We start from the raw sequence: 19,970 nt of genomic DNA, 5'->3' as shown, positions 1-19,970 counted from the left end.
TACTGCTCTTCCGATAGCACAGCCGTTAATTGGCTACTTGGACAGTTCGGCCTCAACCGCGGCCAATGCTGCGTCGATTCCGGAAGCATCAGAGCCGGAGCCCTGTGCCATTGCCGGTTTACCGCCGCCCTTGCCGCCGACCTCAGCGCCCATCAGCTTCACCAAATCGCCGGCCTTAATACCGCGATTGACGGCTTCATCCGAAACCGAGGCCACAAACGGAACCTTGCCGCCAGCGTTGGAAATCAACGCAATGACGCTTGGGCGATCCGCAAGGCGCTTCGCCAAGTCATTAGCCAGCGAACGGATGTCCTTCATCTCCGTACCGTCGGGAAGCTTAAGGCCGAGGTAGGTGACATCGCCGATGGTGCGAGCGGACTCCAGGTGAGACGCGGCATTGGCCAGCAGCTGTCCGGCCTTGAAATCAGCGAGCTGCTTCTCTGCAGCCTTGAGCTTTTCAGCCAGTGCTGCAATGCGGTCTGGCAGCTCAGCAGAAGGAGCCTTGAATTCAGTGGCCAGTCGTTCAGCCAGGAGACGCTCGGTGGACAGGTAGCGGAAGGAATCCATACCCGAGTAAGCCTCAATACGGCGCACGCCCGATCCGACCGAGGACTCGCCCAGCACAGCTACCGGACCAATCTGCGAAGAATGCGAAACGTGGGTACCGCCACACAGCTCAATTGAGAACGGGCCACCGACCTCGACAACGCGGACGATGTCGCCGTAGTTCTCGTTGAACAATGCCATGGCACCAGCTGCCTTGGCCTCTTCCAAAGGCATCTCGGCAGTATTGACAGCCCAGTCGTTGTCGACAGCCTCATTGGTGATCTGCTCAATCTCACGGAGCTGTTCCGGTGTGAGCTGCTCACCGTACTTGAAGTCGAAACGGAGGTAGCCCGGCTTATTCATGGAACCAGCCTGAGTTGCAGTATCCCCCAGTACCTGACGCAGAGCACCGTGAATCAAGTGAGTTGCAGTGTGCGCCTGACGAGCACCGTGACGCCACTGCTCGTCGACCAAAGCTTCAGCGGAGACACCCGGAGTGAATTCACCAGCGGTGACAATGCCTTTGTGCAGCCACAGCTTCTTGCCCACCTTTTGAACATCGTTGATGTGGACCACAGCGCCGGAATCAGTCACGATACGACCACGGTCAGCCAGCTGACCGCCGGCCTCGGCGTAGAGCGGAGTGCGATCGAGGATAACCTCAATCTCATCGCCCTCTGCGGCAAACGACTGCTTCTGGCCATCGGCAATGATGCCAAGAATCGTGGATTCGTCGGCAAGCCGATCGTAACCAGTGAAGGACGTCGGGTGTTCATCGATGAACTCGCGGTAGACATGCAGGTCGGTGTGAGACTGCTTCTTTGCCTGGCTGTCGGCCTTTGCGCGCGCACGCTGCTCAGCCATCTCGCGATCGAATTCCTCGCGGTCGATGGTCAGGCCGGCCTCTTCGGCCATCTCGATGGTCAGGTCGATTGGGAAGCCGTGGGTGTCATGCAGGGTGAAGGCGTCGTGACCGGATAGAACGGTTTTACCCTCTGCCTTGGCCTTGGTGGCAGCACGTTCGAACAGCTCCTCACCGGCGGACAGAGTCTTGGTGAAGGTCTTTTCCTCGGCGACGGCGACGCGGCGAATACGGTTCCAGTTCTCCGCGATCTCTGGGTACGACGGGGTCATGGTCTCGGCCGCAATACCAATCAGCTTCTCCAGCACTGGACCGTTAGCGCCGAGCAGACGCGCAGAGCGGATGATGCGGCGCAGCAGGCGACGCAGGATATAGCCACGATCGGAGTTCGAGGGGGTGACACCGTCGAGCATCAGCATCAAGCCGGTGCGGCTGTGGTCGGCGATGACGCGGAAACGGATGTTGTCCTGGTGGTTGGAGCTGTACTTCGAACCGGTGAGCCGCTCAGCTTCGTCGATAACCGGACGCAGCAGATCGGTTTCGTAGACGTTGTCGACACCCTGTAGCAGGAAAGCAACGCGCTCGATGCCCATACCGGTATCGATGTTCTTCTTCGGCAGTGGGCCAAGAATCTCGAAAGAGTCCTTGCCTGTTCCTTCGCCACGCTCGTTTTCCATGAAGACGAGGTTCCAAATCTCGATGTAGCGATCCTCGTCCGCCTCTGGGCCACCGTCAGCACCGTACTCCGGGCCGCGGTCGTAGAAAATCTCTGAACACGGGCCACACGGGCCAGGCACACCCATGGACCAGTAGTTGTCCGCCATGCCTCGGCGCTGAATGCGCTCTTCCGGCACACCAACCTTCTCGTGCCAGATGTCATGGGCCTCATCGTCATCGAGGAAAACCGTCACCCACAGCTTCTCAGCCGGGATGCCAAAGCCGCCGTCCTCAACAGCACCAGTCAGAAGGCTCCATGCATGAGTGATGGCACCTTCCTTGAAGTAATTTCCGAAGGAGAAGTTACCCGCCATCTGGAAGAAGGTGTTGTGGCGGGTGGTGATACCCACCTCTTCAATGTCCAGTGTGCGCACGCACTTCTGAATTGAGGTCGCGGTGGAGAAGTCCGGAGTCTCATTGCCGAGGAAGTAGGGCTTGAACGGCACCATGCCGGCATTAACGAACAGCAGGTTCGGGTCATCCAAAACCAGGGAGGCACTGGGGACCTCGGTGTGTCCCGCCTTTACGAAATGCTGGATGAAGCGATTTCGAATTTCATGAGTCTGCACGGTGTTCTACTTCCTCGTTTCACGTCGAGCGTCCGAGATGTTTAATACAAAACTAGCAGTCTACCCGCTCGGTTCGAGCAACTTTAAAACCACCCCACCGGCACCCCGTAGATTCCGACCGATCTCGCCTACTTCGATTTCCGGCGGCTCCCCCGGATAATTCGGCGAATGCGTCCGAGGTATTCAGCCATGCCGTTTTCACGACCGTGATTGGATGGGACGAAATAATCAGTGCCCACCAACTGATCTGGTGGATACTGTTGGGCGACGACACCCATGGGGTCATTGTGCGGGTAGATATAGTCCACCGCGTGACCAAGGTCCTTAGCCCCGCTGTAATGTCCGTCCCGCAAATGTGGTGGCACCGGTCCGGTCTTCCCGGAACGAACATCCTTCAATGCCCCGTCGATTGCGCTTATGACCGAATTCGACTTCGGTGCTGTTGCCAAGTGAATCGTGGCCTGCGCCAGCGTCAGCCGGGCTTCCGGCATCCCTATCAAGGCAACTGCCTGCGCCGCGGCGACGGCGGTTTGCAGAGCTGTCGGGTCGGCCATACCGATGTCTTCGCTGGCCAGAATAACGATTCGGCGGGCAATAAACCGAGGGTCTTCCCCACCCTCAATCATCCGCGCCAGGTAATGCAGGGCAGCATCGACATCAGATCCGCGAACGGACTTAATAAACGCGCTGGTGACGTCGTAATGCTGGTCGCCGTCGCGGTCATAGCGAACCACGGCTCTGTTGATCGAATTGGCAAGCGACTCAGCGGTAATCTGCTCACCATCGGCGACGGCTTCTGCGGCTGCCTCGAGGTACGTGAGGGAACGACGAGCATCACCAGCTGCCAGCGCAATGAGCTGTTTACGTGCATCGTCTGTCATACTGACGCGACCATTCAGGCCGCGCTCATCGGTAAGTGCTCGATCAATGAGCGTGCCGACGGCTTCGTCGTCCAGTGACTGCAACTGCAACAGCAGTGACCGACTGAGCAGCGGGGACACCACTGAGAAGGATGGGTTTTCCGTCGTTGCCGCGACGAGAAGGACAATCCGGTTTTCCACGGCACCCAACAGGGCATCCTGCTGGGTCTTGGAAAAACGGTGCACCTCGTCGATGAAGAGCACCGTTTGAATGCCCTGGTTAACGAGCGTGCGACGAGCAGTGTCGATAACCGCACGCACTTCCTTTACCCCGGCATTAAGCGCGGAAAGCGCTTCAAAGTGTCGTCCAGTCGCCGCGGAAATCAAACTGGCGAGAGTGGTCTTGCCAGTTCCGGGAGGGCCAAACAAAATAACGGAGGTGTCGCCGCCACCTTCGACCAGACGGCGCAACGGTGCTCCGGGGGCTAACAGGTGGTCTTGACCAACGACTTCATCGAGGTTTCGCGGTCGCATCCGAACCGCCAACGGCGCGTGTGCACCTGGGTGAAAATAGGCGCTCGCATCGGAGTTCAGGCCAGTGCTTGCTGGCCCCGCACTCCGACCTTGGCTCTTGGCCGCTGTAGGTCCGGCGACCGAAGGCTCGTCGAAAAGCCCTGGAGCGTCATCGGCGGAGCCGTTTGCACCGCCTGACGGCAGCTTATTCGGATCCGCCACGTGTGCCCTAGCCTTCCTCTTGCTCTAAGAAATCGATGACTGCATGCGCGAACTGTTCCAGCTCGTCGGCACGATCGTCCTCACACTTATGGGCGAACTGTGCAATCGCGCGAGCCGTGTTAGCCATGTCGCGCCGCTCCAGTGCTGAGCCGCCAACTTCCGGCTTCAGGTCCGTGCGTCCTTCATGCCCCACCCACAGCGCTTGTTTTGGAGAACCGAAGAAGGAAACCGTTGCGGAGATGAAAAACCAACCGAGCAACGCCGCAGCGATGAACGCCATCAAACGGCGGTCGCTCGTGCCGCGATACCAATGGTCACGAATCTCTTCCATCCAGGCACGGACAAACACGTCGACCTCTGCCTCCGATGGACGCTCCACGAAAACGTGCAGCGGGAAGCCTGCGACGACGCTGGCCACGTCGAAGATGACATCGCGGTAACCAGCCCACTCATAGTCGAGGAACTGGACCTTATCCGCCAGCAGAATGTTGTCCGGGGCGAGGTCAAACGGAGTAAACGCCCTATGCGTGCCCTTCTCAATTCGACGAGCAGCATCCTCACCGAAAGAGCGCACAGCGTCGGGAACGGGAATGCCGGCCCCCTCGACAGCTCGCATACCAAAGCGAATCCCCGACACAATGCCGTGGTCACGCGCCTCGAGAGCCTCGCGATCGACCTTGTTCTTCACCCACATACGACGACGCAGGGTCTCAAATCCCTCTTCACGAGTATGCGTGTGAATATGCATCCGACCCAGCGAAGCGCCGAGGCTGCGGAATGCGCGCAATCGTCGCTCTTCATCGCCACGAAAGAGTACGTCCGCAAGAGTGTCCACGACACCGACGTCGCTGAGAACCAATAGCTGCTTTGAAACATCGTAAGCAAGAAGCTGAGGCCCCGGGCGGACGTCGTCAGGCAGTGTATTGATGAACTGGTACGCCACGACTTCCCGTAAAACGGCGGGATCGACGCCTTCAGTCGTCGTAGGAATTTGCTTTACGACGACCGTGCGTTCCTGCATAAAGGGATTTGTGGCGACCCGTACGCGGACAACAAGAGCGTTTGACTGACCTGTAAGTACTTCTGGATCCGACAACACTGGAGTGCCGCCGAATCGTGCGGAAAGCAGTGTCTCTGCATCTTTAACTACGCTGTCAACTTCTGCTGCAGCGTCGTCCGAGTACTCCATTGAATGCCCTTTCAATGAGCCAGTTTCAGTCAGGCGATACGGATGTTGCGTTGTGGCCAGTACCGCCTTGGTTAGGAGGAATTGGCGCCACTCGCGCTGTTCACGCTGGAGTGGCAGATCACATTCCTCGCAATGTGATTTCTTTGTTTACTTGCTGTCGCCTGCGTCGGCTGCTGCCTTAACGCCGTCTGCCTTCTGCTTTGGCTTCGGCTTGAAGTCGATACCGGTCTCCTTGCGCTGCTGAGCGGTAATCGGAGTCGGGGCGTCAGTCAACGGATCAACGCCGCCACCGGACTTCGGGAAGGCGATAACTTCGCGAATGGAGTCAACGCCGGCCAGCAGGGAAACGATACGGTCCCAACCGAATGCGATACCACCGTGCGGCGGAGCGCCGTACTGGAAGGCATCCAGCAGGAAGCCGAACTGCTCCTGTGCCTCTTCCTCGCCGATGCCCATAACATCGAAGACGCGCTTCTGGACATCTGGGCGGTGAATACGAATGGAGCCGCCACCAATTTCGTTACCGTTGCAGACGATGTCGTAGGCGTAAGCCAGTGCGTTGCCAGGATCCTTGTCGAAGGTATCCATGTGCTCTGGCTTCGGCGAGGTGAAGGCGTGGTGCACAGCAGTCCACTGCGAGTGGCCCAGGGCAACGTCACCGGAAGCGGTAGCGTCGGCAGCCGGCTCGAACAACGGTGCGTCGACGACCCAGGTGAATGCCCAGTCGCCTTCCTTGATAAGGCCGAGCTTCTTGGCAATCTCTCCACGAGCAGCACCCAGCAGTGCACGGGAGCTCTTAGCGTCACCTGCAGCGAAGAAGATGCAGTCACCCGGCTTCGCGCCTACGTGCGCCGCGATGCCTTCACGCTCTGCGTCAGTAATGTTCTTGGCAACCGGGCCGCCCAGAGTGCCGTCCTCCCCAACAAGGATGTAGGCCAAGCCCTTTGCGCCGCGCTGGCGGGCCCAATCCTGCCAAGCGTCGAGCTGACGACGAGGCTGCGATGCGCCACCGTCCATAACAACTGCACCGACGTAATCGTTCTGGAAGACACGGAAAGTGGTGTCCTTGAAGAACTCGGTGCACTCCACCAGCGGAATGTCGAAGCGCAGGTCCGGCTTGTCAGAACCGTACTTCTCCATGGCCTCCTTGAAGGTCATGCGTGGAATCGGGGTCTGAACAGTGACACCGGCCTCGGCGAAGATAGCAACCAGAATCTCTTCTGCCAGCGCAATGACATCGTCCTGCTCGGCGAAGCTCATCTCAACGTCGAGCTGAGTGAACTCCGGCTGGCGGTCAGCGCGGAAGTCCTCATCTCGGTAGCAGCGGGCGATCTGGTAGTAGCGCTCCATGCCAGCGACCATAAGCAGCTGCTTGAACAACTGAGGGGACTGCGGCAGTGCGTAGAAAGTGCCCGGCTTCAAACGAGCCGGCACCACGAAGTCACGAGCACCTTCCGGCGTAGAGCGAGTCAACGTCGGGGTCTCGATTTCGGTGAAGTCGTGGCTGTCCAGCACCTTACGGGCTGCGCGGTTGACAGCCGCACGGAGACGCATAATCTTGGCCGGGCCTTCACGGCGTAGGTCTAGGTAGCGGTACTTCAGGCGGGCTTCCTCGCCGACAGTGCCAGAAGTTCCAACATCCTCGAGCTGGAACGGCAATGCCGCCGACTCGTTGAGGATGGTCAGCTCCGTAACATTGACCTCAATTTCACCCGATGCCAGGTTCGGGTTTTCGGAGCCCTCCGGGCGCTTCTCAACGACACCGGTGACCTGAATGCAGTATTCGCTGCGCAGGTGGTGTGCACGCTCAGCAACTTCGCTGTTGCGGAACACAACCTGGGCGTAACCGGAGCGGTCACGCATGTCGATGAAGATCACGCCACCATGGTCACGGCGGCGTCCTACCCAACCGGTCAGGGTTACTGTGCTGCCGGCGAGGTCAGCGCGGAGGTCTCCGGCAAGATGCGTACGAAGCACTGCGAATTGGTCCTTCCAAAATTGGTGCTATAGGGATTAACGCTGTGGATAGCGGTTTCGTCCGTGTAGTCTACCTTGAAGCCAGAAAGGTGAGAAGAAGACCCCGGCTATTTTGCTTATTACCGGTCATCGCGTTGGGTCTACCTCGGGCTTCATGTACTCACTTAGACAAAGTTCTCCGTAGATCCTGACGTTGATTTACATGCGGATACTATGACGCAGCGCTATTCAATGGCCCGTTTTCCGCACCTTATGCAATAGTCTTACTCCTATGACCTTCCGGAATGACTTCCAAAAGAGCTCGGCTCGTGCCGAGCGACGCTCGGGTGGTGGCCGCGCTATCGCCGTAGGCGGTGGCGGTATCGGCGGCCTTGTCCTCATCGGCCTGTACTTACTTCTCGGCGGCGACCCGGGACAATTGGGACAGCTGACAGGTGCCCAGAACAACCAGTCCTCGCAGACTGCACAGCAGTCCCCTGGCGAGGATCCATGCAAGACCGGCGAAGATGCCAACAGCCGCATCGATTGCCGGATGGAATTCACCGGTATTTCGGTCGACCGAGTCTGGGAAGAACAACTCCCCGCACAGGCCGGCATCGAGTACACGAACCCAGGCTTAGTCCTCTTTGAAGGCTCCACTCAGTCGGGCTGCGGCGCAGCGTCCTCGTCCACCGGCCCGTTCTACTGCCCCGCCGATCAAACGGCCTACTTCGACACGGAGTTCTTTAGCACCCTGGAGCGCATGGGCGGAGGCAACGGACCGCTCGCACAGGAATACGTCGTGGCCCACGAATTCGCCCACCATATCCAAAGGTTGGAGGGCACACTCGGCCGCAGTAACTACAACGAACCGGGCCCCGATTCCGACGCTGTAAAGATCGAGCTGCAGGCCGACTGCTACGCGGGTATCTGGGCTCATTACGCGGACAAGGGGCCGGACGCAATCCTCGAACCGCTTTCCGACGAGCAAGTTGCCGATGCCCTCAAAACTACGAAGGCCATTGGCGATGACACCATCCAGCAGCATTCCGGCGGTGGTGTTCAACCGGACTCCTGGACCCACGGCTCGGCCGAGCAGCGTACGAAGGCATTCCTCACCGGCTACAAGTCAGGAAAGATGTCTCAGTGCGACACTCTCGAGCGCGGCGTCTACAGCTAGACTCCGCACTTAACAAATGCGCGTTTCCTAGATGCGCGACTGCAACTCCTGAACCAGTGCATCTAGGGCGACTGCGTGCTGCTCGTGGGACTCAAGGTTCTTCAGCTGAACCTCGCCCGCGGCCAATTCAGACTCGCCGAGGACCAACGCAAATCGGGCTCCAGCGCGATCGGCACCCTTCATCGCGCCCTTCAGACCGCGGCCGCCGTAGGACATATCTGCGCGGATACCCGCTTGGCGCAGCTTATTGATCTGCACCGCCATAGCGTGAGCGGCTTCTTCACCGAGCGCAACACCATACACATCGACGCGTCGACCATCGCTGGCATGCTTGCCCTCTGCTTCCAGTGCGAGCAGCGCGCGATCCACACCCAAACCAAAGCCAATTCCAGACAGCTCTTGGCCGCCTAGCTGCGCCATCAGCCCGTCGTAGCGACCACCGCCACCGATACCCGACTGAGCACCAAGGCCGTCGTGAACAAACTCGAAGCACGTCTTGGTGTAGTAGTCCAGTCCGCGCACCATTCGAGGATTGATGACATAGGGCACCTTCATGTCATCCAACAGTCCAGTCACAGCTTCAAAGTGACCGCGAGCGCTGTCAGAAAGGTGGTCCAGCATCAGCGGCGCGTCGGCAAGCATTTCCTGCATTTCCGGTCGCTTATCGTCGAGAACGCGCAGCGGGTTGATGTTTGCACGGTGGCGCGTTTCCTCATCCAGAGGCAGGTCAAACAAGAACTCCTGCAGCTTAGCGCGATATTCAGGGCGGCAGGTGTTGTCGCCAAGGCTTGTCAGTTCAAGGCGGAAGCCTTCGAGCCCGATACCGCGGAAGCATGCGTCGGCAAGCGCGATGACTTCAGCGTCCAGCGCAGGATCATCGACGCCGATTGCCTCTACGCCCACCTGCTGCAACTGACGGTAACGGCCTGCCTGCGGGCGTTCATAGCGGAAGAATGGCCCCGCGTAGGAAAGCTTGACCGGCAACTGACCGCGGTCCAAATTGTGCTCAATGACCGCGCGCATCACGCCCGCGGTACCCTCCGGGCGCAGGGTGACCGAACGGTCGCCGCGGTCGGCGAACGTGTACATCTCCTTGGTGACGACGTCCGTCGATTCACCTACGCCACGTGCAAAAAGCCCGGTTTCCTCGAAAATTGGCAGCTCAATGTGCTCATAGCCCGCAAGTCGTGCGCGGTGCTGGAATGAGTTTCGCACCGCCTCGAATTCGCGGGAGACCGGCGGGACGTAATCCGGCACGCCCTTGGGCGCGGAGAATGGCTTCAACTTCTTTGGCTTCTGGCTAGAGTTCACCCCGCTAACTCTACCTGCCAACTCTCACGACGTGTCAGCCAGGCTAGGTGAGGTTTTGCAGGAACGGGTTGGTCGCGCGCTCCTCGCCTATCGACGATGCGGAGCCATGGCCCGGAAGAATCATGAGGTCATCCGCCAGCGGGAGGACCTTATCCTTCAACGACTGCTGCATGTGCTCCGGACTACTGCCCGGCAAATCTACGCGACCGATAGCCCCCTTAAAGAGGACGTCCCCGCTGAAGACAATCTCATCTTCCCCATCGGAAGCGCGCAGCATCACGCATCCCGGAGAGTGACCCGGAGCGTGAATGACTTCGAAATTCAACCCTGCCCACTTTACTTCGTCGCCATCCTCGAAGAAATCGGCTTCCGTATAAGCCTGCATAGAATCGATGTCAAAGAGGTGTCCGAAAGAAGAACCGCCGAGCTTCGGATTGGCCAGCAACACATTGTCGCTTTCGTGAATGAAGACGGGGATATCCCAGAAGTCGGCGGCCTCCGCGACATCGCGGACATGGTCGATATGACCATGGGTCAGCAGAATTGCTTCCGGCTTCCAATCTCGCTTCTCAACCTCGCCGCGTACTACCTCGAACGCCCCCATGCCCGGGTCAACAATGACGCATGGGGTGGACAGGCCGTCCATTTCCGGAGCGCCTGTTGCCACGTAGCAGTTGGTCTGAAAAGGGCCGGCTGCAAAACCAAATATCTCCATGGCGCTCCATTGTAACGATTGTGTACAGCCCCCGGCAGGCTATTTGCGCCTTCCAACAACGGGAAGAGAGCACCTTTCCCCTTGCTCGTTGGCCTGTCATCTCGCAAATGGGAAGCAATCCCGGGCATAATGGTCGATTGTGTACGCGACGGTGACCGACTGAGCTGTTACTTCAAATGCGGTCACTATCAATGGGCAAAATCGTCCGCTGGTGTTCCGTCACCAGCAATAGATGACTAACAGATACGGAGAAAGACTAGTGGCCAATAATGAGCAAAGGCGCAAAGATGCGATGCGGACGCTCGAGCGCGAACTTAAGCGCCGTGCACGTGCCGAGAAGCTGAAGCCACTGGGCGTTGTCGTAACTACCTTGGCTATCCTGCTCTTTATCGGTGGCGGCATCTACTTGCTGACCACGGCTGGCGGCGCTGACGACAATGAGGCCGCTGATGAATCCACGACTCCAGTCGAACCTGCAGCTCTGACAGCTACTCCCGTCAGCGGTGAAAAGGTTCCAATGAAGCGCTCTTCCCCACTTCCGGAAACCGTGACCTGTGACTACCCGGATGATGGCGAGGCATCGAAGGACATAGATAAGCCAGCTACCGACAACGTTCCCGCCACTGGCACTGTAACCATCACCCTGAAGACTAACCAGGGCGACATTCCGATGGAGCTGGACCGCGCTATTTCACCTTGCGGCGTCAATGCAATTGAGCACATGGCCAAGTCCAACTACTTCAACGACACCGTGTGCCACCGTATTACCGGTGGTGGCCTGAACGTTCTGCAGTGTGGCGATCCGACTGGTACCGGTACCGGCGGACCGGGCTTCAAGTTCGCTGGCGAGTGGCCGGTCAAGGATTCCGGCCTGGATCAGAACACCCCGTTGGTGTACCCGAAGGGCTCTATCGCCATGGCAAACCCGAGTGACCCGGATGCCAACGGCAGCCAGTTCTTCCTCAACTGGGCAGATTCTCAGCTGCCTCCGCAGTACACCGTGCTTGGCTCCATGACTGACGAGGGCACCAAGACGGTTGCGGACATTGCGAAGAACGGTATCGAGGGTGGCGGTACCTCTGACGGTAAGCCAGCTAAGGAAGTCCGTATTGAGAAGGCGGAAGTCAAGTAGTTGACTCAACTAACTGATTGAGAAATTAATCAAAAACAGGGTCAAGGTGAATCACCTTGGCCCTGTTTTAGTATCTACGCGGTCTCATCCTTTTTCACATATCGATGGCTACTAAACCGCCTACTGACCAGAAGTAATGCGGTAGACATCGAACACTCCCTCGACACCGCGCAGAATGTTGAAGATATAGCCCATCTGCTTAGTGTCCGAAACCTCGAAGCTAAAACGCATTACGGCAACGCGGTCATCGGAGGTATGAGAGGACGTCGACAGGATTGAGACCTTCTGATCGGAGAAAACGCGAGTGATCTCCGAGAGCAGTCCGTGACGGTCAAGTGCTTCGATTTGCACCGTAACCATGAAGACCGCACCGGAGGAATCCGTTGCCCAGGAAACCTCGATAATGCGCTCGGGCTCCTGGTGCAGTTTCTCCGCATTAGTGCAGTCCGTACGGTGCACACTGACCCCACCGCCGCGGGTGACGAAGCCAAAGATGGCATCGCCCGGCACAGGCGTACAGCATTTGGCGAGCTTAGCGGCCATATCCGCGCTGCCTTCTACCAACACACCCGTGCTGTCAGCGCGGCGCGGAGTGTTGTGCACGTTCATCTTTGAAATTGGCGTGCGGGAGACCAACTGCTCTTCGGCATCGTCCGCGCTCGAGAACTGCGCCATCAGCCGGTGAGTCACATGCTGCGCTGAGACCTGCCCCTTACCGATAGCGGTATAGAGCGCATCGACATCCGCATAGTGCAGCTCGGAGGCAATCTGCTTGATGGACGCCGGAGTGAACAGGCGGTGCATCGGCAGACCGCCGCGCTGTACCTCTGCAGCCAGCGCGTCACGGCCGGCATCGAGTGCCTCTTCGCGGCGCTCCTTGGCAAACCACTGACGGATCTTTGCCCGCGCACGTGGAGTTTTAACAAACTTCTCCCAGTCCTTAGACGGACCGGAATCGGCATCCTTGGACGTGAAAATCTCGACGCGGTCGCCAGTTTTTAGCGGTGATTCCAACGCCACTAGCTTGCCGTTGACTTTGGCACCAATACAGCGGTGACCTACTTCAGTATGGACCGCGTAGGCAAAGTCGACCGGCGTGGAGTCCGCAGGCAATGTGATGACATCGCCCTTAGGCGTGAACGCAAAAATTTCAGTGACTGAGAGGTCATAGCGCAGGGAGTCCAGGAACTCGTTAGGATCTGCGGCCTCGCGCTGCCAATCCAGCAGCTGACGCATCCACGCCATCTGATCGACTTCGGCGGAATCTCCCTTGTGAGAGCCCTTGGTTTCCTTGTAGCGCCAGTGTGCGGCAATGCCGTACTCAGCGTTGTAGTGCATCTCATGGGTGCGAATCTGCACTTCTAGCGGGGAGCCACCTGGACCGATGACCGTTGTGTGCAACGACTGGTAAACCCCGAAACGCGGCGCGGAAATATAGTCCTTGAATCGCCCCGGCATGGGTTTGAACAGCGAGTGGACGGCACCCATGGCGGCATAGCAGTCCTTGGTCGTGTCCACCAGAACTCGAAGTCCGACCAGGTCAAAAATCTCGTCGAACTCATGGCCGCGGACAATCATCTTCTGATAAATCGACCAGTAGTGCTTCGGCCTGCCCTGTACCTCAGCAGCAATGTGAGACTCCTTCAGATCCTTCTGAATCATCTCGGAGACTTCCTGGATGTACCGGTCCCGCTGCGGCGCTCGATCTGCGACCAAACGCACAATCTCGTCGTACTTCTTCGGGTACAAAATGGCGAAGGAGAGATCTTCCAACTCCCACTTCACGCTGGCCATTCCCAAACGATGCGCCAGCGGTGCAATCACCTCGAGGGTCTCACGGGCCTTCTTAGCCTGCTTTTCCGGCGGCAGGAAGCGCATTGTGCGCATGTTATGCAGCCGGTCAGCCACCTTGATAACCAGCACGCGCGGGTCCTGGCTCATGGCGATAATCATTTTTCGCACGGTCTCTGCCTCGGCGGCGGAGCCCAACGCGACCTTATCCAATTTGGTCACGCCGTCGACCAACCGTGCGACTTCTGGGCCGAAGTCCCGCTCCAGGTCCTCCAGCGTGTAATCGGTATCTTCGACCGTGTCATGCAGCAGCGCTGCCACCAGCGTGGTGGTATCCATGCCGATCTCGGCCGCAATAGTAGCGACTGCAAGCGGGTGAGTGATGTATGGCTCGCCGGATTTCCGATAGACGCCGTCGTGAAGGCGCTCGGCGGTATCGTAGGCACGCTGAAGCACAGCCAAATCTGCGCGCGGATGCACCTGTCGATGCACCGCGACAAGGGGATCTAGCACCGGGCGGATCTTCGTTCTGTTGCCGGTAAGGCTTCGCGCTAGGCGGGCACCATAACGGCGTGCGGGCCCTTCAGCCATGACTCATTCACCCCTTATTAACCACGTACAGAGGCAGATCAGCAAGCTTCTCCCGAGCTCCCAGGCCTTCAACCTCCAGCACGGTGCACAGCCCGGTTACCTCGACTCCAGCTGTCTCCAGCAGAGCGCGAGCTGCACACAGGGTGCCACCAGTTGCCAACACATCGTCGACAAGTACGGCCTTCTTGCCCTTCAGCTCAAAACCACTAGCCGGAATCTCAAGCGCGGCCGTACCATATTCCAGTTCATAGGTCTCGGTCAGCACAGGCGGTGGCAGCTTACCCTTCTTACGAATAGCGAGCACTCCCAGTCCGAGCTTGTACGCCACCGCAGAACCCAGCAGGAATCCACGCGCATCTAGGCTGCCTATAACATCAGCCCCGAACTCTTCCACCTTGGCGGAAATCTCGTCCACAATCAGGGCGAACGTCGTGGCGTCGGCAAGCGCCGGCGTCAAGTCCTCGAAGAGTACGCCCTCAACTGGAAAATCGGGCACAAACCGAATCTGATCGGCTAATGCCTCACGCGCGTGTGCATACGACACAGGTTTAAGCTCCTTTTCGGCGAAAAGAAAAAGTGCGGGTACCTGTCAACGATACCCGCACAATGCGCTTTTAAAGTAGTTTCACCCGAACCACTGGGAGGCGCTACCTCCTACTGCCCCGGACGCCAGGACAGCGGCTTGTCTTCATCGCCCTCAAGCTTCGGAGTCGTCACCGTTCGTTTCGGCGTCGACTGCTCCATTTCGCTTGCCGACGGCTCCTTCGAGCCCGAGTCCTCCGCAACATCAGTGGTGGCGGAATCGGTGCCCGAACCGGCTCCCTCAGATGCCTTTGCGCGGGCAGACAGTACCGCCTCTTCATGCTTGCGGTATTCACGCTGCCGCGACTTAAGAGACACCAACAGCGACGAAGCCAGGAAGATCGAAGAGAACGTACCTTGAATAATGCCGATGAGCTGAACGAGTGCAAGGTCCTTCAGCGTTCCGACCCCTAGCATGCCCACGGCGATGACCATCAGTGCCAGGATTGGCAGGAGCGTCGACACCGTGGTGTTGATAGAACGCATGATGGTTTGGTTGACCGCCAGGTTCACCAACTCGGCGTAACTTCTACGGGTCGATGAACGATAGCCTGCCGTGTTCTCGTCGACCTTGTCGAAAACCACGACGGTGTCGTACAGGGAGAACGACAGCACTGTCAGCAAGCCGATAATGGTTGCCGGGGTGACGTCAAGACCAATGAGCGCGTAGATGCCCATAATCACGATTGCATCCACAACCAGGGCGAGAACTGCGGCAATGGCCATGTCGCGCTCGAAGTGAATGGTGATGTAGATGAACACCAGACCCAGGAACACCACTGCAGCCAGCAGCATTCGGTTGGTAATCGAAGAGCCCCACGACTCCGACACGGTAGAGTCACCAATGGCATCCGGGGTCTGCTGCCCCTGCACATCGACGGGCTTGAATGCATCATTCAACGCGATACGAGCACTATTAATCTGGTCCTGAGTCAGCTTCTCAGAGGTAATCTCCAGGATTCGGCCCTCACCAGAACCGATAATTTGCACCAGCTCCGGCTTCACTCCGGTCGCCTCGGTGAAAACCTCCTCGGCCTGCTCAGTTGTCACTGAGGTCGGCGGCATAGTCATCTTGGTACCGCCCTCGAAGTCGATACCGAAGCTGAACCCGCGAATCAGCATCGCTGCGAAAGCAACAACGATGATGGCGACGGCAATCTGGTACCAGCGCTTCCGCTTGCCGACGATATTGATTCCACCCTCGCCGGTGTAGAGGCGGCGGAAGAAGGAGTCGTCTTTCACGCTTTCTGGCTCAGTGATTAGCGCCGGATTCGTCTGAGTAGTATTCATGGATTCCTACTTCCCCTCATTCGCGCTGGAGTGAGCTGCACCGGTGTCGGCAGCCGTACTGGCGGAGGCATCGGAGGCTCCGGCCTTCTTACCGGCAGCTACAGTCTTATTCCTCTGTGCAATCTCCATGACCGAGCCGAAGCCGTTCATCGACGGCTTGGACAAAGCTGGCCACTTACGAGTAGCCAGGATGACCAACGGCGCAGTCACGAGGAAAGCCGTCACAATGTCGAATGCTGTGGAGAGACCAAGTGTGAACGCGAAACCGCGGACATCGCCAACGGCCAGGATGTAAAGAACCACAGCCGCAATGATGGACACAAAGTTACCCGATAGGATGGTGCGCCGTGCTCGTCGCCAAGCGTGCGGAACCGCGGAGCGGAAAGTTCTACCCGCGCGGATTTCGTCCTTAATGCGTTCGAAGAAGACGATGAAGGAGTCAGCCGTTACGCCGATAGAGATGATGATGCCGGCGATGCCAGCGAGATCGAGCGAGTAGCCAATCCAACGACCAAGAAGGACAAGGACGCCGTAGACCATCGCTCCAGCTGCTGCCAGCGAAACCAGCGAAATCACGCCCAGGCCGCGGTAGAGAGCAATCGCGTAGACGACAATCAGGGCGATACCGATAATGCCGGCAAGCAGACCGGCTTCCAAGGAAGCCGAACCAAGCATGGCCGGGATAGTCGTGGTGGTGCCGCCCGGCTCGCCGTCCTCACCTGCGAACGACAGCGGCAGTGCACCATAACGCAGGTTATTGGCCAGCCCCTGTGCCTCGTCGATTGAGAAGTCGCCCGTGATGCGGGTGGCAGAACCAACTGGGGTTGCCTCCTGAATCACCGGGGCGGAAATGACCTTCGAGTCCAACACGATAGCGACCTGCCGCTGCAGGTAGTCATTAGTCAACTTGGTCCATGTGCGAGCGCCGGTGTCATTCTTCCCGGACTTGAAGCTAAAGGAGACCTGAATCTGACCAGACTGCTGATCGTAACCACCGTTAATCGGCGCATTGGTATCAATAGCGTCGCCGGACAGACGCTGGCCCTTGGCCTCGTCCTCCTGCCCAATCAACAGCGGAGCCTTGCCCAGGAAGATGGCTTTACCGCCTTCGGGCGCACAGGTCACCAGCGGCTTGGCCGGGTCATCGGCACCCTGTAGCGGATCAACTGCATCGCGGTTATCGCAGGTCATCAGCGCAGCGGCTGCAAACTGTGTCGTTGGGTCTTCGGACTGGCGAGTCGCCAACAGCACGTCACGAACCTTCGTACGCAGCTCGGCCGCTTCAATTGAGTTCGCCGGCTTTGCCGGAGCTGTTGCGTCCAACTTCGGGGCCTCGCCCAGCGGCTTGGACAGCTCCTCGGGAACCGGCTGATCTGGGTTCTGTTCCTTGAAGGCATCAATTGCACGCTTCTGCGTTTCGTTCATGTCCTTGTAGAGGTCATCAACACGCTTGGTGGCGTCCTCCTTCGACAGGACACCGACTGACACCCAATCTTCAGCAGTCTTCTTAACTACCTCGCCAAAGGCAGCTTCATCAGGGCCCTGGGTGGGCTGTTCTACCGGACGGAAGAAGAGCTGCGAAGTCTGGCCGAGCGTACGCGCCTCCTGTGAGTCTTCACCCGGCACGGTAATGACCAGCGTGTCACCGTCGGTGACAACTTGAGCGCCGCTGACGCCCATGCCGTTTACGCGGTTCTCCAGAATCTTGCGAGCCTGGTCCAGCTGATCGCGCGTCGGCTTTTCGCCCTGCGGCACCAAGGTTACTCGGGTACCACCCTGCAAGTCGATGCCCAACTTTGGCTTGGCTGATCCGCCGCCGGTGAAAAAGACGAGTGCGTACGTAAGGATGAGGAAGCCAACAAACAGTGCCAACAGCCACTGCGGCCAGTTCCTCTTGAATGTATTCGCACCGGATCTGGATTTGCTGTTCAAAGCAAAGTCTCCTGAATCGTGACGTTTAGGTACTTAAGCGGTTCGGGTAGAAACGCAGGTCTATAACCGCACCGCGAAATCGCGCGATACCAGGAAGAGGCATTGCGGGCGTCGCTAAGCAAAGCTATAAACACCAACCGCTAGAGAATAACCGATTTAGCGTAGTGCGCCGGTTTTGACTTGTACCTATTTAGTGAAAATCTTGCCCACGCTTGCCGACGGCGAAACCTGGGACGCGCCCGCTAGCCTCACGGCGCACGCTACAGCTTGGATGCATGCAAACCGACGGGGCGTGGGCGTGCAAAAAACTGCTACTGCTTTTCGGTGGAAGTGGAACCGTCTGTACCCGGGTTATCCGGGGTACTCGGAGTATTCGGGTTCTCGACCTGCTCATTGACGTCCGAAGCTGCATTGTCAGCCGGGCCGTGGCCGGTGATTTCTTGGACGTCGCCGACGTGGTCATCTGGCGCATCGGAAACACGGCCACGTCGGTCACGGTGAGCGTAGCTAGCTCCGGTACCGGTGGTGAGGTTGCGGGCAATGGCGCCCTTTTCCCAACGGGTCACGATGCCGTCAGCGATAATCAGGTCGACGGTTGTTTCGGTCGTATCAACGACCACACCATGCATACCGGAACCGGTGATGACCTCTGCGCCCGGGGCCAACTTATCCTGCATGTCCCGAATGGTGCGCACCTGCTTGTTCTGCTTGATGATCTGCCAAATTGGCAGCGCCAGGAACAAGAAAATAAGTAGGAGGAGAATAGTTTGATCCATGTCTGCCGAGTTTAACGAATTGCCAGCTAGCAATTCCACACTGCCCCGGCCGGATCGATGAGAAAGCTATTCTCCGATAGTTCCCTCCGGCGGCTGCAACCCCAAGTGCCGCCATGCTCGGGCAGTTGCCACGCGTCCGCGCGATGTACGCGCAATCATCCCGGCACGGACCAGGTAGGGCTCGCACACTTCTTCCACAGTCGAGGGCTCCTCACCGACTGCCAACGCCAGGGAATTCACGCCCACCGGGCCGCCACCGTGCCCCTTGACCAGGGCAGTCAGCACTGCGCGGTCCAAGCGGTCCAGCCCAAGCTCATCGACATCGAAGACAATCAACGCCGCCTTGGCCGCACCAAGATCAATAACGCCACCGGAGTGAACATCTGCGAAATCGCGAACGCGACGCAGTAGACGGTTGGCAATTCGCGGTGTACCTCGCGAACGCGAGGCAATCTCCACTGCAGCCTCTGGGCTGATATCCACCCCGAGGATCCCAGCGGCACGGGTAACCACCTTTGTCAGATCCTCGACCTCGTAGAACTCCATCTGCGCAGTAAAACCGAAACGGTCACGCAGTGGGCCAGTCAGCATACCCGAGCGCGTCGTTGCGCCTACCAGCGTAAAAGGTGGAATCTCGAGTGGAATTGACGTAGCTCCAGGCCCCTTTCCCACGATGACATCAATACGGAAATCTTCCATTGCCATGTAGAGCATTTCCTCCACGGGCCTGGCAATGCGGTGGATCTCGTCAATGAAGAGTACATCGCCCTCGAGCAGGTTCGATAGCATTGCTGCCAAATCGCCAGCGCGAATAAGCGCCGGACCGGACGTCATTCGCAGGGAGGACCCCATCTCCTGCGCAATGATCATGGCCATGGTGGTCTTCCCCAGGCCGGGAGGTCCCGACAGCAGAATGTGGTCCGGAGTCACATTTCGTCCCCGTGCCCCGGAGAGCACCAAATCCAGCTGCTCGCGGACCTTGGGTTGGCCGATAAACTCCCCTAACGACTTTGGTCGCAGGTTCGATTCCGCATCGACTTCCTCGACCTGAGCGCGGGCATCGACATCACGTTGTGCACCATTTCCCCCACCGCCAAAATGGTCGTTGGCTGCTCCACCTAAAGAGTCCCTGAAGGGATTGCCCGACACGTTAAACTCCGTGCGCTCGATATCGCTCATAGTCCCCTCATCCTAGTGCACTGCCATTTTTCATCATCAATGTAGCTGCAGGTCCTC

General features: G+C 58.3%; 14 protein-coding genes. 2 read left to right on the top strand and 12 right to left on the bottom strand.

The features are described from left to right. Nucleotides 1-33: 33 nt before the first annotated feature. The 4 genes from alaS to aspS form a co-directional block, all read right to left on the bottom strand. A complete protein-coding gene (gene alaS / locus HMPREF3135_RS04740) occupies nucleotides 34-2,694 on the bottom strand; it encodes an alanine--tRNA ligase (protein WP_016422696.1) in 2,661 nt (886 codons plus the stop codon). 128 nt (nucleotides 2,695-2,822) lie between these two features. Further along, nucleotides 2,823-4,148 (bottom strand): replication-associated recombination protein A, encoded by a 1,326-nt coding sequence (locus HMPREF3135_RS04735; RefSeq protein ID WP_224433708.1) that lies wholly within the window; start codon nucleotides 4,146-4,148, stop codon nucleotides 2,823-2,825. Nucleotides 4,149-4,296: 148 nt separating this feature from the next. Beyond that, nucleotides 4,297-5,478 (bottom strand): phosphotransferase family protein, encoded by a 1,182-nt coding sequence (locus HMPREF3135_RS04730; protein WP_048731832.1) that lies wholly within the window; start codon nucleotides 5,476-5,478, stop codon nucleotides 4,297-4,299. A 147-nt stretch (nucleotides 5,479-5,625) separates the two neighbouring features. Further along, on the bottom strand, nucleotides 5,626-7,455 hold the full coding sequence (gene aspS, locus HMPREF3135_RS04725) for an aspartate--tRNA ligase (protein ID WP_016422693.1): 1,830 nt from the start codon (nucleotides 7,453-7,455) through the stop codon (nucleotides 5,626-5,628). A gap of 271 nt (nucleotides 7,456-7,726) precedes the next feature. Here aspS and HMPREF3135_RS04720 point away from each other — a divergent pair, with 271 nt between their 5' ends. Further along, nucleotides 7,727-8,614 (top strand): KPN_02809 family neutral zinc metallopeptidase, encoded by an 888-nt coding sequence (locus HMPREF3135_RS04720; protein ID WP_016422692.1) that lies wholly within the window; start codon nucleotides 7,727-7,729, stop codon nucleotides 8,612-8,614. Nucleotides 8,615-8,641: 27 nt separating this feature from the next. Here HMPREF3135_RS04720 and hisS read toward each other — a convergent pair whose 3' ends face one another. Beyond that, a complete protein-coding gene (gene hisS, locus HMPREF3135_RS04715) occupies nucleotides 8,642-9,925 on the bottom strand; it encodes a histidine--tRNA ligase (protein ID WP_070438365.1) in 1,284 nt (427 codons plus the stop codon). Between the two features lie 43 nt (nucleotides 9,926-9,968). After that, nucleotides 9,969-10,640, bottom strand: a complete 672-nt coding sequence (locus HMPREF3135_RS04710; protein ID WP_016422690.1) for an MBL fold metallo-hydrolase — start codon at nucleotides 10,638-10,640, stop codon at nucleotides 9,969-9,971. A 292-nt stretch (nucleotides 10,641-10,932) separates the two neighbouring features. Here HMPREF3135_RS04710 and HMPREF3135_RS04705 point away from each other — a divergent pair, with 292 nt between their 5' ends. Further along, nucleotides 10,933-11,772, top strand: a complete 840-nt coding sequence (locus tag HMPREF3135_RS04705) for a peptidylprolyl isomerase (RefSeq protein ID WP_016422689.1) — start codon at nucleotides 10,933-10,935, stop codon at nucleotides 11,770-11,772. Nucleotides 11,773-11,892: 120 nt separating this feature from the next. On the opposite strand, the gene HMPREF3135_RS04700 is transcribed toward HMPREF3135_RS04705, so the two are convergent. The 6 genes from HMPREF3135_RS04700 to ruvB form a co-directional block, all read right to left on the bottom strand. Then, nucleotides 11,893-14,154 (bottom strand): RelA/SpoT family protein, encoded by a 2,262-nt coding sequence (locus tag HMPREF3135_RS04700; RefSeq protein WP_016422688.1) that lies wholly within the window; start codon nucleotides 14,152-14,154, stop codon nucleotides 11,893-11,895. A 7-nt stretch (nucleotides 14,155-14,161) separates the two neighbouring features. Continuing rightward, entirely contained in the window at nucleotides 14,162-14,698 is a 537-nt protein-coding gene (locus tag HMPREF3135_RS04695) for an adenine phosphoribosyltransferase (protein WP_016422687.1), read from the bottom strand. Between the two features lie 110 nt (nucleotides 14,699-14,808). Then, a complete protein-coding gene (gene secF, locus HMPREF3135_RS04690) occupies nucleotides 14,809-16,026 on the bottom strand; it encodes a protein translocase subunit SecF (RefSeq protein ID WP_070438363.1) in 1,218 nt (405 codons plus the stop codon). Between the two features lie 6 nt (nucleotides 16,027-16,032). Further along, nucleotides 16,033-17,958, bottom strand: coding sequence for a protein translocase subunit SecD (gene secD, locus HMPREF3135_RS04685; protein WP_070438360.1), 1,926 nt, complete (start codon nucleotides 17,956-17,958; stop codon nucleotides 16,033-16,035). Between the two features lie 311 nt (nucleotides 17,959-18,269). Beyond that, nucleotides 18,270-18,734, bottom strand: a complete 465-nt coding sequence (yajC, locus tag HMPREF3135_RS04680) for a preprotein translocase subunit YajC (RefSeq protein ID WP_070438357.1) — start codon at nucleotides 18,732-18,734, stop codon at nucleotides 18,270-18,272. 66 nt (nucleotides 18,735-18,800) lie between these two features. Next, entirely contained in the window at nucleotides 18,801-19,913 is a 1,113-nt protein-coding gene (gene ruvB, locus HMPREF3135_RS04675) for a Holliday junction branch migration DNA helicase RuvB (protein WP_070438353.1), read from the bottom strand. Between the last annotated feature and the right edge of the window lie 57 nt (nucleotides 19,914-19,970).

Origin of the sequence: Corynebacterium sp. HMSC14H10 (assembly GCF_001807105.1) — a bacterium.
Lineage (GTDB): Bacteria > Actinomycetota > Actinomycetes > Mycobacteriales > Mycobacteriaceae > Corynebacterium > Corynebacterium jeikeium_D.
The sequence above is the reverse complement of the archived record's forward strand: the minus strand, read 5'-3'. Positions and strand labels throughout refer to the sequence as shown.